We start from the raw sequence: 14,328 nt of genomic DNA on the forward strand, positions 1-14,328 counted from the left end.
TTGGTGGGTCTGGGCAGATTCGAACTGCCGACCTCACCCTTATCAGGGGTGCGCTCTAACCAACTGAGCTACAGACCCAATTTTGGTCTGCTTCTATCGTCTTCTTCAATGAATCAAGCAATTCGTGTGGGAACTTATGGAGCAGCTGATGTCGTCGATTAAGGAGGTGATCCAGCCGCAGGTTCCCCTACGGCTACCTTGTTACGACTTCACCCCAGTCATGAATCACACCGTGGTAACCGTCCTCCCGAAGGTTAGACTAGCTACTTCTGGTGCAACCCACTCCCATGGTGTGACGGGCGGTGTGTACAAGGCCCGGGAACGTATTCACCGTGACATTCTGATTCACGATTACTAGCGATTCCGACTTCACGCAGTCGAGTTGCAGACTGCGATCCGGACTACGATCGGTTTTATGGGATTAGCTCCACCTCGCGGCTTGGCAACCCTTTGTACCGACCATTGTAGCACGTGTGTAGCCCAGGCCGTAAGGGCCATGATGACTTGACGTCATCCCCACCTTCCTCCGGTTTGTCACCGGCAGTCTCCTTAGAGTGCCCACCATTACGTGCTGGTAACTAAGGACAAGGGTTGCGCTCGTTACGGGACTTAACCCAACATCTCACGACACGAGCTGACGACAGCCATGCAGCACCTGTCTCAATGTTCCCGAAGGCACCAATCTATCTCTAGAAAGTTCATTGGATGTCAAGGCCTGGTAAGGTTCTTCGCGTTGCTTCGAATTAAACCACATGCTCCACCGCTTGTGCGGGCCCCCGTCAATTCATTTGAGTTTTAACCTTGCGGCCGTACTCCCCAGGCGGTCAACTTAATGCGTTAGCTGCGCCACTAAGAGTTCAAGACTCCCAACGGCTAGTTGACATCGTTTACGGCGTGGACTACCAGGGTATCTAATCCTGTTTGCTCCCCACGCTTTCGCACCTCAGTGTCAGTATCAGTCCAGGTAGTCGCCTTCGCCACTGGTGTTCCTTCCTATATCTACGCATTTCACCGCTACACAGGAAATTCCACTACCCTCTACCATACTCTAGCTTGCCAGTTTTGGATGCAGTTCCCAGGTTGAGCCCGGGGATTTCACATTCAACTTAACAAACCACCTACGCGCGCTTTACGCCCAGTAATTCCGATTAACGCTTGCACCCTCTGTATTACCGCGGCTGCTGGCACAGAGTTAGCCGGTGCTTATTCTGTCGGTAACGTCAAAACACTAACGTATTAGGTTAATGCCCTTCCTCCCAACTTAAAGTGCTTTACAATCCGAAGACCTTCTTCACACACGCGGCATGGCTGGATCAGGCTTTCGCCCATTGTCCAATATTCCCCACTGCTGCCTCCCGTAGGAGTCTGGACCGTGTCTCAGTTCCAGTGTGACTGATCATCCTCTCAGACCAGTTACGGATCGTAGCCTTGGTGAGCCATTACCTCACCAACTAGCTAATCCGACCTAGGCTCATCTGATAGCGCAAGGCCCGAAGGTCCCCTGCTTTCTCCCGTAGGACGTATGCGGTATTAGCGTCCGTTTCCGAACGTTATCCCCCACTATCAGGCAGATTCCTAGGTATTACTCACCCGTCCGCCGCTCTCAAGAGAAGCAAGCTTCTCTCTACCGCTCGACTTGCATGTGTTAGGCCTGCCGCCAGCGTTCAATCTGAGCCATGATCAAACTCTTCAGTTCAAACATCTTTGGGTTTTTAAGAAACCCTAAACTTGGCTCAGCAATCGTTGGTTACATCTTTGATTTCTCGCGGAGTAACTTGTGATGCTGATAATCTTGTTGACTATCAGTCTGACTCCACAAGCACCCACACGAATTGCTTGATTCAGTTGTTAAAGAGCGGTTGGTTTAGCTTTCGCTGAACCGAGGCGCGCATTCTACAGCAGCCTCTGTTGCTGTCAAGCGGTTATTTTAAGATGTTTTCAAAGTTTCCTCTGTAACATCAACCACTTGCGCTTTCGATCTCTCGTTAGCGGGAGGAGAATTTTACAGCGTTACACGCTGCTGTCAACACCTCATTTCCTGCTTCGATGACTTGAAGCTGACACTGCCGAAAACCAATCCAACTCATTGAAACTCAAGGAGTTTTCCGTTTCGACTGCGCCGGAAGTGGGTGAATTATAGGCCGCTGTGTATTTGAGTCAAGCATTAATCGAAACTATCGAAAACCAATGTTTAATAGACAGAAAACCGCACAAATTGCGCACTATATTGCACATTTTAAATTACCCAAGCATGATACCTGCCTTTAAACACCCTCCTCAGGTTCACTCTGCAATGATCAAACACCCCCAGCGCCTCATAGCAACGCTATTCCCTGTCGGGTTGCTACTCATTGCCATGGCTTCGATACAATCCGGCGCTTCTCTGGCTAAAAGCATGTTCCCGGTTATTGGTGCACAAGGAACAACCAGCCTACGCCTGATATTCGCCAGCCTGATCATGTTCCTGATACTGCGACCATGGAGAGCCAAGTTCACCACTCAGTCCTTGAAGACCGTCATTGTTTACGGGATCGCGTTGGGCGGGATGAATTTCCTCTTTTATATGTCTCTACGTAGTGTTCCGCTGGGCATTGCAGTCGCCCTGGAGTTCACCGGACCTTTGGCGGTGGCTATTTATACCTCCCGCAGACCCATCGACTTTATATGGATTGGCCTGGCCATAACGGGACTCCTGTTACTCATACCTTTTGGAGAGAGCGCTCAAGGAATCGACCCGCTAGGTGCTGGTTACGCGCTCAGTGCCGGGGTGTGCTGGGCGCTATACATCCTCTATGGGCAGCGGGCTGGTGCAGATAACGGCGTTCAGACAGCCGCTTTAGGCGTAATTATTGCTGCCCTGTTTTTTGCGCCTATCGGGATTTACCACGCAGGGGGGGCATTGCTGACCCCTGGCCTGATCCCTATAGCCATAGGCGTAGCACTCTTATCGACAGCTTTGCCCTACACACTAGAGATGATCGCACTTACACGTATGCCCACTCGCACATTCGGTACTTTGATGAGCATAGAACCTGCATTCGGTGCGCTGTCGGGGCTGCTGTTCCTGAATGAGGTCTTGTCGTTTACACAATGGATGGCCATCTCTTGCATCATAATGGCCTCCATCGGTGCAACCTTGACGATGCGCAATCACTCTAAACCCATCGTTGCCGATAATAAGTCCGCCAACTAACACAGTTCTGGTAATTGACTCTCATTTAAGGGATGTTTGTCTCTTGAGAATCACATGAGCCGATTCCGGATAAGGATATCCATAAGAGCCATTGGGAGATGGTCACCGATTCTCGCATCCCGTAAATCCGACGCAAACGCTTAAGGACAGGAATGAAACGAATTTTGGTAGCTTTAGCCGTACTCGCTGTAACCGGCTGCGCTGCAACCTCAGAAACCGCCGTAAAGCATGGAAAAAGAGGCTTGCATATCAATTGCTCTGGATTGTCCTCATCGTGGAACAAGTGCTACGCCGAAGCCGTCAAGTCCTGTGGAAGCAAGGGATACCGAGTGGTTGCCAAATCTGGCGATACCGCAGAAGAGCCTGGAGATTACCCGTTCGGTTTGAACCCGGCGGGCTATACCAGCCGCAGCATGATTGTTATCTGCAAGTAACGACCCGCTCTGCCATGCCGTCGAGCGAGTCGACAGCATGGCAGGGAAATCAGGCAGATATCGAAAGTGGTACCGTACGCTCCAGCAGCCACTCAAGAGCAGCCCCAACAAGCAGCGGGCTCAAGCGCTCGCGAACCATCGCGTGATAAGCATCAAACCACTGCAGCTCTTCCAGGGTCAGCAATGAAGGCTCCAGACAGCGAGTGTCAATCGGGCACAACGTCAGGGTTTCAAACTTCAGGAATGTTCCAAACTCCGAAGTCCCCGCCTCACGATTCAACACCAGGTTCTCGATTCGCACCCCCCAGCGACCCGGACGATATGTGCCCGGCTCAATCGAGGTAATCATCCCTGGCTGCATCGCTGTATGGGGTGCAGGAGCTGCCTGATAGGCAATGACCTGCGGCCCCTCATGCACATTCAGGAAATACCCGACTCCATGACCTGTCCCGTGCCCGTAATCGACGCACTCAGCCCAGATCGGCGCCCTTGCGATTGAGTCCAGCAAGGGTGACAGGATCCCTTTTGGAAATTGAGCCCTGGACAAAGCGATCACACCTTTTAGCACACGGGTACAGTCTTGCTTCTGCTCGCGGGTTGGTGTGCCAACAGGGACCATGCGGGTGATATCGGTTGTGCCACCCAGGTACTGCCCTCCCGAGTCGATCAGCAACAAACCATCACCTTCAATCACAGCATGCTCTTGCTCCGTTGCATGGTAATGAGGCATGGCACCATTGGCATTAAAAGCGGCAATGGTGTTAAAGCTCAAAGATACGAAGTCAGGGCGGCGGGCTCGAGCAGCGGTCAACTGTTCATCAATAGTCAACTCGGTGATGCGCTCACGTCCAAGGGCTGTTTCCAGCCACGCAAAGAACTCGCAGAGAGCAGCACCATCCTGCTCCATAGCCTTACGGATATGGACCGCGTCATCAAGGCTCTTCTGCGACTTGGCCAAGGTAGTTGGATTCAAGCCTTCAACCAGCTTCACTTCTGCCTGTAAATGACCGAGCAGCCCACAGGTCACCCGCGCAGGGTCCACCAACAGACGAGTTGAAACCGGCAATGACGCCAGCGCCGCATTGATCTCAACGTAATCACGCAGTTCAACACCATCCTTCTCAAGGATCTCGCGCAGGCCGGGGTTGATTTTATCCAAGTCCAGAAACAAGGTAGCCCGCGAGGCATCGACCAACGCAAACGAAACGAATACGGGGTTAAAAGAGACATCTGAACCACGCAGGTTAAACAACCAGGCGATGTCATCCAGCGTCGCAATAAAATGAGCATCTGCCTGACGCTGCTGAAGTGTTTCGCGTAACTGCGCCAGTTTTTCGACCCGGCTGACAGTCGCTTGCGGTGGCAGATGCTCATAAACAGGCTGTACTGGAAGGAGTGGGCGATCATCCCAAACCTGATCCAGCAGATCGATATCCGTACGTAAAACGGCACCACGCTCTTTAAGTTTGCTCTCGAGTGTTCGTGCAGAAGCCAGCGCAAGTACTGCCCCATCAACCGAAACCGTTGCACCTTCAGGTGTCAGCTCTGCCAGCCACTCCAGAGGGCCGGGTTGTCCGGGCAACAACTTGACGAGTTCAATGGTACTGCCACTCAGTTCTTTGGTCGCTTGCTCCCAGTAACGACTGTCGGCCCACACACCGGCAAAGGTTGGGGTCACAATCAATGTCCCAACAGAACCGTAAAAACCCGACAGCCACTGACGGCCTTGCCAATACGCAGGCAGATACTCCGAAAGATGGGGGTCAGCCGAAGGCACCAGCAGCGCATAGATACCGTTCTGGCTCATCAAGGCCCGGGTACGCGCCAAACGCTGCGTAACCGTTCCTGGATTCAACGACTGAGTACTCATTCTGTCTCCTGCTAATCACTGGGATTTATTATTCGTTAACAAACGCTTTAGCTATAGATGATGGATCAGCTACCAAGGTTGGGCAACCGCCCAAAAAGGTGCCGGTGCGGCTACAGCAGCTTTAATCGCTCCGACTGCGGCATCTATATCCTGCTCGCGGGTGAAGCGCCCAAGACTCAGGCGAATTGTTCGACTGGCCTTGTCAGCATCGTGCCCCAGAGCCAGCAGTACATGGGAAGGTGCATTGCTTGCCGAATTGCATGCTGAGGTTGCCGAATACGCCAGAGAGGCACTCAGAACCGCGCTATCGAAGCGCCCTTCGCTGAAAGTCAGGCTCAGGGTATGGGGAATACGCTGCGTCGGACAGCCATTACACTGCAGCCCAGGCACGTCGGCCAGTTGCTCAAGCAAACGCTGACGTAGTTCACCTATGTGAGCCAGCTCCTGAGCAAATGATTCACTTGCCACCGCAAAAGCAGCGCCCATGCCCGCAATTTGATGAGTTGCCAGAGTTCCCGAGCGCAGACCGGACTCATGCCCGCCACCATGAATCTGTGCCTGTAGCCGATCCTGCGCGCGCGGCCCCACATACAAGGCGCCGATACCCTTGGGACCATAAATCTTGTGGCCCGAGAACGACATCAAGTCTACCTCCCACTCATCAAGGTCGATGACTACCTTACCCGCTCCTTGCGCTGCGTCCACGTGGAACAGCGCACCATGCTCGCGCACCCGACGCCCGATACCTGGAATGTCATTGACCGTGCCCAGCTCATTGTTGACCAGCATCAACGACACCAGCAGCGTGTCATCGCGCAAGGCGGCATCTACCTGCCCGACACTTATAAGGCCATTGGCATCAGGGGCCAGATACGTCACCTCAAAGCCCGAACCCTCCAAAAAGCGTGCAGTGTCCAACACCGCCTTGTGCTCGATCTGGCTGGTGATGATATGTCCGCGGGACTGACCACCGCCCAGGGCCACGCCTTTCAACGCCAGGTTATTGGACTCGGTGGCACCCGAGGTCCAGATGATCTGCTCAGGCCGGGCTTTAATCAGCTGCGCGACCTGTGCTCGAGCCAGTTCTACCGTCTGCCGGGCTTGCTGACCAAAGACATGGGAACCCGAGGCCGGATTGCCAAAATTGCCTTCAAAGCCCAGGCAATCGACCATCACCTGAATGACACGAGCGTCCACAGGAGTGGTGGCCGCGTAATCGAAATAAATAGGTCGTTTGTTCATTGTTCAAACCCACTGAGCGCATTCCGGCAACAGGCAGTACTTGATGCCGGTGAGTGAAGCCACGAAAAAAGCGGCCGTTAGAGATAACCGATAGAGCCAAGCGAAAAAAGGTGCATTTGGCAGAGAGCCCGTAGGATAAGTCTCAAACTTGGGCTATCTGGAAAGCAGGGTCTTATAAAGCGCTAAAAGCAGGCCATCACGCAAGTCAGATATGCGATATCGATATATAAATATGGAATTAGGCTAGTTTACGGAATAACAAAATGACTTTATAAAGCAGCCTTCGGCTTTCCTTTTGTGGGCAGAGCCCCTGTTAAAAGGAGCTGTCAATGCAGCTTTTAACATTACCTGCCACCCCCGCACTGGCCACGTCCATACGAGCCACGGCCCAAGTGTTCGAGGACCCCGCGTCGAAAGCCCTGTTGGCACATTTGCAACAAATAGCACCCAGCGATGCCAGCGTACTGATCATTGGGGAAACCGGCACCGGCAAAGAACTGGTCGCCCGGCATATTCATCAACTCAGCCACCGCCAGAATCAGCCGTTTGTGGCGGTCAACTGCGGAGCCTTTGCCGAATCATTGGTGGAGGCAGAACTGTTTGGCCATGAAAAAGGGGCGTTCACAGGCGCGCTGACTTCTAAAGCCGGCTGGTTCGAAGAGGCCGATGGCGGCACATTATTTCTGGATGAAATCGGCGACTTGCCACTGACCATCCAGGTAAAGCTGCTGCGCGTCCTGCAGGAACAAGAGGTCGTGCGGCTGGGCTCGCGTAAAAGCACACCGATCAACGTGCGCGTACTGGCTGCCACCAACGTCAACGTGGAGCAGGCCATAGACGCCGGTCATTTTCGAGAAGACCTGTACTACCGTCTGAATGTCGTCAGCCTTGGGCTGCTGCCGCTGCGCGAGCGCCCGGGAGATATCCTGCCGCTGGCCAGACACTTCCTCAAAACCTATCGCCAACGGCTGCCCCACGGACCAACGTCACTGAGTGAGTGCGCCGAACAAGTGCTCATCCACCACCCGTGGCAGGGCAATATTCGCGAGCTGGAAAATGTCGTGCATCACAGCTTGCTGCTGTGCCGCAATCAGACCATCACGGTGCAAGACCTGCGCTTGTCACAATCACGTAGCAGACGTCAGGATTTCTCGCTGCAGCAACCCGCCACACACACCACCCGGGACTTGTTGCAACGCGCCTTTCGAAAACTGTTCGAAGAGGAGCCGGGCGCCTTGCATGAAGCCGTTGAAGACACCCTGTTGCGCACGGCCTATGAGTTTTGCCATCACAACCAGGTACACACTGCAAAATTGCTGGGTTTGAGTCGAAATGTCACCCGCACGCGCCTGATCAAACTCGGAGCCCTGTCCGTCAATGTTCGAAGAGCGCAGGCCGACGCCCTCGCCTACTGAAAAAGCCAGCACCTCGCAGTTGCCTGACGACGCTCCAAACGGTTCGCAGCATCGTTCGAAGCAGTGTCGGGCGACCAGCGCTGTTTCTATGTTCCTATCGCACCACAAAAGGCCTATCGCCGCTGTTCACGCTTATCGGTAAGATGACGTCCTTCCTGCGCGCTTGAGCGCTGTACGTCCCGCCGAATTAAGTCGATCCCATGCCTTTTGAACTCAGCGTAGATTTGACCACCCTCGCCATTCTGGCCGCCGTTGCCTTTGTTGCCGGATTCATCGACGCCATTGCCGGTGGCGGTGGCCTGCTCACCACCCCTGCCCTGCTGACCGCAGGTTTGCCCCCCCATCTGGTGCTGGGCACTAACAAGCTCAGCTCCACGTTCGGCGCAGCCACGGCAAGTTTTACTTTTTACCGGCGCAAACTGTTCCACCCCCGTGAATGGAAGCTGGCCATTTTCGGCACCCTCGCCGGCGCCCTGATCGGAGCAGTCGTCGCCCATTACATGCCCGCCGAATGGCTCAACAAAATGCTGCCGGTGATTGTTTTTGGCTGCGGGATCTACCTGCTGTTTGGCGGCACGCCCAAAACCCCCATCGATAACGATGCCCCGATCAAAAAGAAATGGCAGTTGCCGCAAGGCTTTGGCCTGGGCTTCTATGATGGCGTGGCAGGACCGGGAACAGGTGCTTTCTGGACCGTCAGCACCATGCTGATGTACCCGGTCGATCTGGTTAAAGCCAGCGGTGTGGCGCGCAGCATGAATTTCGTCAGCAACATTGCGGCGCTGTCGGTGTTCATATTCTCCGGCCATGTGGACTGGGTGATCGGCCTGACCATGGGTTTTGCAGTCATGATCGGCGCGTTCTTCGGCGCCCGCAGCGCAATCAGCGGCGGGGCCAAATTCATTCGCCCCGTATTTATCACTGTGGTGCTGGGTTTGACCGTGCGCCTAGCCTGGCAGCACTGGTTCGGCATGGCCTAAGCGCCGGGCCACATACAGGTCGATGAGATAGCGCGCAATCGAGCGCGATGCCGGCAACGGCGGTAGCTGATGCACATTGAACCACTGCGCATCTTCTATCTCGTCGGCCTGAGGCACGATATCGCCTCCTGCGTATTCAGCGTGAAACCCCAGCATCATCGAGTGCGGGAACGGCCAGCACTGGCTGCCCACATACTGGATGTTCTTGACCTCTAGCTGCACTTCTTCGCGCACTTCGCGGATCAGGCAATCCTCGGCCGACTCCCCGGGCTCGGCGAAACCCGCCAAGGTGCTGTATACCCCTGGCACAAAGCGCGGCGAACGGGCCAGAAGCACTTCGTCGCCCCGGGTAATCAATACAATCATGCTGGGCGAAATACGCGGATAGCTGCGTAAATCGCAGGTGGGGCAATGCATTGCACGCTCCCTTGGCACCTGCGTCATGGCCTGCCCGCAGCTACCGCAAAAGCGATGTTCACGAGCCCAGGTGCCGATTTGCGCGGCATAACCCAGTACCTTGTACAACGTGTGGTCATCGCCCAGCATAAAGGCGCGCAAGCCCTGCCACTCACAGCCTTCAACCTGGGCTGCACCTGACAGCTCAAGGAGATACACCGGCTCGCCGTCCAGGTGTCCGATGCCATGCTCCGCCAGCACCGGCAGGTCCTGGCGCTTGAGCCACTCCCGGGGAAACAGCGGGCCATTACCATCGATCAAGAACCCGTCGGGGCCGCGCGCCACGGCCCAGCCGCCAGGTAGGTCTGTATCCAGTACTGCCGTGATCCAACGCGGTGTCATTAAATGATCCTTGTTCAGGTTACAAAAACGTCAATCCAGAAACTCGGGTTTTTGCTTGGTCATATGCGCCGTCATCGCGACCCGCAAGTCACTGGACTGAAGCATCGCCGCGTTCCAGGTGGCCACATACTCCAGACCGTCGTCCACGCGGTGATCGCGCATATAGCTGATCATCTGCTTGGTACCGGCGATGGCGACGGGCGATTTGCTGGCGATGTCCAGGGCAATTTCCATCACCCCTTCCAGCAACGCCTGATGATCGCTGTAGACGCGGTTGACTAGGCCAATCGCTCGGGCTTCATCCGCCGCGACCATCCGCCCGGTGTAAGCCAGTTCACGGAGCATGCCATCACCGATGATGCGCGGCAGACGTTGCAGTGTGCCTACGTCAGCGGCCATCCCCATGTCGATTTCCTTGATCGAGAACTGCGCGTCTTCGGCGGCGTAGCGCATATCGCAGGCCGCAATCAGGTCAATCGCCCCGCCCAGGCAGTAACCATGAACAGCCGCCAATACGGGTTTGCGGCACTGGTCAACGGCATTGAATGAGGCCTGCATTTGCAGGATTTTACGCCGTAGCATGCGGGCATTGCGGCCCACATCCTTGCCCATCTCGTTGGCCACCGAAGCCAGCAGCATCAAGTCGATACCGGCAGAAAAGTGCTTGCCTGCACCACTAAGCACCACCACCCGCACGGCGTCGGTTTCATCAATCCACTGGAAGATCTCGATGATTTCTGTCCAGAACGCCGCATTCATCGCATTGACCTTTTCAGGCCGATTGATCTGAACGTGGGCAATGTTGCCTGTTAACTCAACCTGAAAAGCCTGGTAGTCGGACATAACCTGAATCCTTTATGGGGGCACTGTCGCCGCTCAATGAGCGGCGGACTATAACAAGCCTGGCAGGCCCCAAGCAGGCCGCGATGACGCCAAAATACGGACAGAATGACCTGCCTGAATAACGTCAACGCTGCAGGATAAAACGCTCAATGACCTGGGCAACACCGTCATCAACGTTGCTGCCGGTGACCTGCATCGCCTGCTCGCGAACCTGCGCTTCGGCCTGCCCCATGGCTATCGACAGGCCGGCACGATGGAACATCGCCGGATCATTGCCGCCATCACCGATCGCTGCCGTACGTTCAAGAGGGACCCCCAAATGTTCGGCCAGAGCTGCAAGGGCATCACCTTTATTGGCCTGGCGTGCGGTGATATCCAGATATCGGGCCTGGGAGCGGCTGGCCGATGCCTCACCACTCAACACCTGTTGCAAGCGCTGCTCAAGCGCCACCAGCAGTGGCGCATTACTGGTAGTGGCCACAATCTTGTCCACACGATGCAAATAAGGCTCAAAACTCTCAACTACCTGCGGCGCGTAACCGAGGCCCTGTTGTTCGTGGGCGACCATCGGACCAAGCGGATCGCGCAACAGCCACTCATCGTCGGCAAATACCCAGATCTCGACATCATGCTCGGCCAACAGGGCCAGGGTCTTCAACACGGCCTCGTACGGCACATGATGCGACTGCAAGTAGCTGCCATCGGCATTAACCAGAACGCCGCCGTTGAATCCTGCGGTGGGCAATTCAATGCCCAACTGCCGGATATATTCGCGCATGGCCCTGGGCGGGCGGCCTGTAGCCAGGGTGAAATGAATGCCTGCGGCCTGTAACGCCTTGACCGCCGCCAGATTGCGCGGGCTGATCGTGTGATCGGGCAGTAGCAAGGTGCCATCCATGTCACACAGTACCAATTGAATGTAGTCTTGCTTCACGTCACTCATCCTATGTTGAGCCAGACGCGACCATCGCGAGCCAGCAACTCTTTGGCCGCCTCAGGGCCGTCTTCCCCAGCCTTGTAAGGCTGAACCTCGCTGTGTTCACGCCATGCGTCCAGAAAAGGCTGCACACCGCGCCAGCCGTTTTCAATATTGTCCGCACGCTGGAACAAGGTCTGGTCGCCGGTGAGGCAGTCGTAAATCAACGTCTCGTAGCCTGTTGAAGGCTGCATTTCGAAGAAATCCTTGTACGCAAAGCCCAACTCTATATTGGCCATTCTCAGACCCGGCCCTGGCCGTTTGGCTTGAAGGTCAAACCACATTCCCTCATTGGGCTGGATCTGAATACGCAAATAGTTGGGCTGCAGCCGGTCAACTTCGGTGTCGCGGAACTGCGCATAAGGTGCAGGCTTGAAGCAGATGGCGATCTCAGTGTCACGCGCACTCATGCGTTTGCCGGTGCGCAGGTAAAACGGCACACCGACCCAGCGCCAGTTGTCGATCATCACCTTGAGCGCCACAAACGTCTCAGTGCTGCTGTCGGCAGCCACATTGTTCTCTTCGCGATATCCCACGACCGGCTTACCGCCGGACTCACCCTGGGTGTACTGCCCGCGTACCGAGTTTTTCAGCGCATCTTCTTTCGACCAGGGGCGGATCGCTCCTATCACCTTGGCCTTTTCACCGCGCACCGCATCAGCCCCAAAGGCTGCGGGCGGCTCCATCGCCACCATCGCCAGCAGTTGAAACAAATGGTTGGGCAACATGTCGCGCAAGGCGCCGGTGTGTTCGTAAAAACTGCCACGTGTCTCGACCCCGACGGTTTCGGCCGCAGTGATCTGCACATGGTCAATGTAATGATTGTTCCAGAAGGCTTCGAAGAGCCCGTTGGAGAAACGGCTGACCAAAATGTTCTGGACAGTTTCCTTGCCCAGGTAATGGTCAATCCGGTAGATCTGCTTCTCGCTCATGACACTCAGCAGGCACTCATTCAATGCTTGAGCTGTCTGCACGTCAGAACCAAAAGGTTTTTCAATGACGACCCGGCGAAATGCATCGGGGGTTTCCTGGAGCAACCCGCTGGCGCCCAGCCGCTGCACGACTTCGCTGAAAAAGCGGGGTGCAGTGGCCAGGTAGAACACCGCATTGCCCGTGCCGCTGGCGATGATTTTCTGCTCGAGCGCCCCGTAGGTGCTGTCATCCAGAAAGTCGCCCTGCACGTAACTGATGTTCTTCGCCAGCGAGGCCCACAAATCGGCATTCAAGCCATGCCCGTCAGGATGATCCACTTTGCTGGAGGCTTCATTGCGAATGAAGTCCTCCAGCTTTTTGGCAAAACCCTCATCGCTGATCGCATTGTGGTCGACGCCCACAATGCGCAGGCCATCGTCCAGTAAACCGTCACGACTCAAGTTGTACAGCGCCGGCATCAGCAAGCGCTTTACCAGATCACCGTGGGCACCAAACAAAAACAGTGTGGTGGGCGGCGCAGGCTTGGCATCTGGTTTACTGGACAGATCAATCATTTTTTAGACGTCTCCACATGGCCACCGAAACCAAAGCGCATGGCCGATAGCATTTTGTCGCCATACAGGCTTTGCTGGCGCGAACTGTAGCGGGCAAACAGGGCTTGCGACAACACCGGTACAGGTGTCGACTGCTCCATTGCAGCTTCGATGGTCCAGCGGCCTTCACCACTGTCCGCAACGGCGCCGGAGTAGCCATCCAGAGGCTCGTCAGTGGCCAGTGCATCTGCGGTCAAATCCAGCAACCAGGACGAAACAACGCTACCACGACGCCACACTTCAGCGATGTCGCCCAGGTTCAGGTCAAAACGCTGATCTTCAGGCAGGTTCTCACCGCCTTTCATTTTCATCAGGTTGAAGCCTTCGGCGTAGGCCTGCATGAGGCCGTATTCGATACCGTTGTGCACCATTTTCACGAAATGACCTGCACCGGCCGGGCCCGCATGAATGTAACCACGCTCGGCACGATCATCGTCAGATTTACGGTCCTTGGTACGCGGAATGTCGCCCATGCCCGGTGCCAGAGCAGCGAACAGCGGGTCCAGGTGTTTTACCACGGCGGTATCACCGCCAATCATCATGCAGTAACCGCGCTCCAGACCCCAAACGCCGCCCGATGTACCGACGTCAACGTACTGGATGCCCTTTTCAGCCAGAGACTGCGAACGACGAATGTCATCTTTATAGAAGGTGTTACCGCCATCGATGATGATGTCATCGGCGTCCAGCAGCTGGCTCAGGGTCTCGATGGTGTCTTCGGTCGGAGCACCGGAAGGCAGCATGACCCAGACAGCACGGGGTTTGGCCAGGCCTGCGACCAGCGCTGGCAAATCGGCAACGCCTGTGGCGCCTTCCTGTTCCAGAGCACTGACAAAGTCGGTATTGCGGTCAAAAACCACGGTTGTATGCCCATTGAGCATCAGACGCCGTGCGATATTCCCGCCCATACGGCCCAATCCAATAATTCCCAACTGCATGTACTGTTGCTCCCAACGACAAATAAATAGGTGTACAGCACCTTAGTGCAGCATTGCCCAAGGTGCCCGGTCAGGATCAGTCCTGACACATGGTGCATAGTTTCGCACAAGGT

General features: G+C 55.4%; 11 protein-coding genes, 1 tRNA gene and 1 rRNA gene. 4 read left to right on the forward strand and 9 right to left on the reverse strand.

The genetic code is table 11. The features are described 5' to 3' along the window. Nucleotide 1: 1 nt before the first annotated feature. Nucleotides 2-78: transfer RNA gene (locus RGV06_RS07160), tRNA-Ile, on the reverse strand. A gap of 81 nt (nucleotides 79-159) precedes the next feature. Next, nucleotides 160-1,696, reverse strand: a 16S ribosomal RNA gene (locus RGV06_RS07165). A gap of 597 nt (nucleotides 1,697-2,293) precedes the next feature. On the opposite strand from RGV06_RS07165, the gene rhtA reads away from it, so the two are divergent. Together rhtA and RGV06_RS07175 are read left to right on the forward strand one after the other, a co-directional pair. Continuing rightward, nucleotides 2,294-3,193: a threonine/homoserine exporter RhtA gene (gene rhtA, locus RGV06_RS07170; protein ID WP_046810367.1), complete on the forward strand. Its 900-nt coding sequence runs from the start codon at nucleotides 2,294-2,296 to the stop codon at nucleotides 3,191-3,193. 152 nt (nucleotides 3,194-3,345) lie between these two features. Beyond that, a complete protein-coding gene (locus RGV06_RS07175) occupies nucleotides 3,346-3,627 on the forward strand; it encodes a hypothetical protein (protein ID WP_019828326.1) in 282 nt (93 codons plus the stop codon). 49 nt (nucleotides 3,628-3,676) lie between these two features. Here RGV06_RS07175 and RGV06_RS07180 read toward each other — a convergent pair whose 3' ends face one another. Further along, nucleotides 3,677-5,497 (reverse strand): aminopeptidase P family protein, encoded by a 1,821-nt coding sequence (locus RGV06_RS07180; protein ID WP_048351679.1) that lies wholly within the window; start codon nucleotides 5,495-5,497, stop codon nucleotides 3,677-3,679. Nucleotides 5,498-5,566: 69 nt separating this feature from the next. Continuing rightward, nucleotides 5,567-6,739 (reverse strand): cysteine desulfurase family protein, encoded by a 1,173-nt coding sequence (locus RGV06_RS07185; protein ID WP_198821128.1) that lies wholly within the window; start codon nucleotides 6,737-6,739, stop codon nucleotides 5,567-5,569. A 329-nt stretch (nucleotides 6,740-7,068) separates the two neighbouring features. Between RGV06_RS07185 and RGV06_RS07190 the strand changes: the two genes are divergently transcribed. Next, nucleotides 7,069-8,154: a sigma-54 interaction domain-containing protein gene (locus tag RGV06_RS07190; RefSeq protein ID WP_322149709.1), complete on the forward strand. Its 1,086-nt coding sequence runs from the start codon at nucleotides 7,069-7,071 to the stop codon at nucleotides 8,152-8,154. A 200-nt stretch (nucleotides 8,155-8,354) separates the two neighbouring features. Next, a complete protein-coding gene (locus RGV06_RS07195) occupies nucleotides 8,355-9,134 on the forward strand; it encodes a TSUP family transporter (RefSeq protein WP_019828330.1) in 780 nt (259 codons plus the stop codon). Here the strand turns inward: RGV06_RS07195 and nudC are convergent. From nudC to gnd, 5 genes are all read right to left on the reverse strand, one after another. After that, the gene (nudC, locus tag RGV06_RS07200; RefSeq protein ID WP_019828331.1) at nucleotides 9,102-9,932 is read right to left on the reverse strand and encodes an NAD(+) diphosphatase; all 831 of its coding nucleotides are present in this window, start codon (nucleotides 9,930-9,932) and stop codon (nucleotides 9,102-9,104) included. The genes RGV06_RS07195 and nudC overlap by 33 nt on opposite strands. A 30-nt stretch (nucleotides 9,933-9,962) precedes the next feature. Next, nucleotides 9,963-10,775 (reverse strand): crotonase/enoyl-CoA hydratase family protein, encoded by an 813-nt coding sequence (locus RGV06_RS07205; RefSeq protein ID WP_019828332.1) that lies wholly within the window; start codon nucleotides 10,773-10,775, stop codon nucleotides 9,963-9,965. Nucleotides 10,776-10,899: 124 nt separating this feature from the next. Further along, nucleotides 10,900-11,718, reverse strand: a complete 819-nt coding sequence (locus RGV06_RS07210; RefSeq protein WP_322149711.1) for an HAD family hydrolase — start codon at nucleotides 11,716-11,718, stop codon at nucleotides 10,900-10,902. Then, nucleotides 11,715-13,238, reverse strand: a complete 1,524-nt coding sequence (gene zwf, locus RGV06_RS07215; protein ID WP_019828334.1) for a glucose-6-phosphate dehydrogenase — start codon at nucleotides 13,236-13,238, stop codon at nucleotides 11,715-11,717. The genes RGV06_RS07210 and zwf overlap by 4 nt, the downstream gene beginning before the upstream one ends. Beyond that, complete coding sequence (gene gnd, locus RGV06_RS07220) at nucleotides 13,235-14,215, reverse strand: phosphogluconate dehydrogenase (NAD(+)-dependent, decarboxylating) (protein ID WP_019828335.1); 981 nt, start codon at nucleotides 14,213-14,215, stop codon at nucleotides 13,235-13,237. The genes zwf and gnd overlap by 4 nt, the downstream gene beginning before the upstream one ends. Nucleotides 14,216-14,328: the final 113 nt, after the last annotated feature.

It is taken from the genome of Pseudomonas sp. CCI3.1 (assembly GCF_034313985.1).
GTDB classification, from domain to species: Bacteria; Pseudomonadota; Gammaproteobacteria; order Pseudomonadales; family Pseudomonadaceae; genus Aquipseudomonas; species Aquipseudomonas psychrophila.

Coding starts and splice junctions, on each gene's coding strand:
- rhtA (WP_046810367.1), top strand. CDS start 2,294: ATGATCAAACACCCCCAGCGCCTCATAGCAACGCTATTCCCTGTCGGG.
- RGV06_RS07175 (WP_019828326.1), top strand. CDS start 3,346: ATGAAACGAATTTTGGTAGCTTTAGCCGTACTCGCTGTAACCGGCTGC.
- RGV06_RS07180 (WP_048351679.1), bottom strand. CDS start 5,497: ATGAGTACTCAGTCGTTGAATCCAGGAACGGTTACGCAGCGTTTGGCG.
- RGV06_RS07185 (WP_198821128.1), bottom strand. CDS start 6,739: ATGAACAAACGACCTATTTATTTCGATTACGCGGCCACCACTCCTGTG.
- RGV06_RS07190 (WP_322149709.1), top strand. CDS start 7,069: ATGCAGCTTTTAACATTACCTGCCACCCCCGCACTGGCCACGTCCATA.
- RGV06_RS07195 (WP_019828330.1), top strand. CDS start 8,355: ATGCCTTTTGAACTCAGCGTAGATTTGACCACCCTCGCCATTCTGGCC.
- nudC (WP_019828331.1), bottom strand. CDS start 9,932: ATGACACCGCGTTGGATCACGGCAGTACTGGATACAGACCTACCTGGC.
- RGV06_RS07205 (WP_019828332.1), bottom strand. CDS start 10,775: ATGTCCGACTACCAGGCTTTTCAGGTTGAGTTAACAGGCAACATTGCC.
- RGV06_RS07210 (WP_322149711.1), bottom strand. CDS start 11,718: ATGAGTGACGTGAAGCAAGACTACATTCAATTGGTACTGTGTGACATG.
- zwf (WP_019828334.1), bottom strand. CDS start 13,238: ATGATTGATCTGTCCAGTAAACCAGATGCCAAGCCTGCGCCGCCCACC.
- gnd (WP_019828335.1), bottom strand. CDS start 14,215: ATGCAGTTGGGAATTATTGGATTGGGCCGTATGGGCGGGAATATCGCA.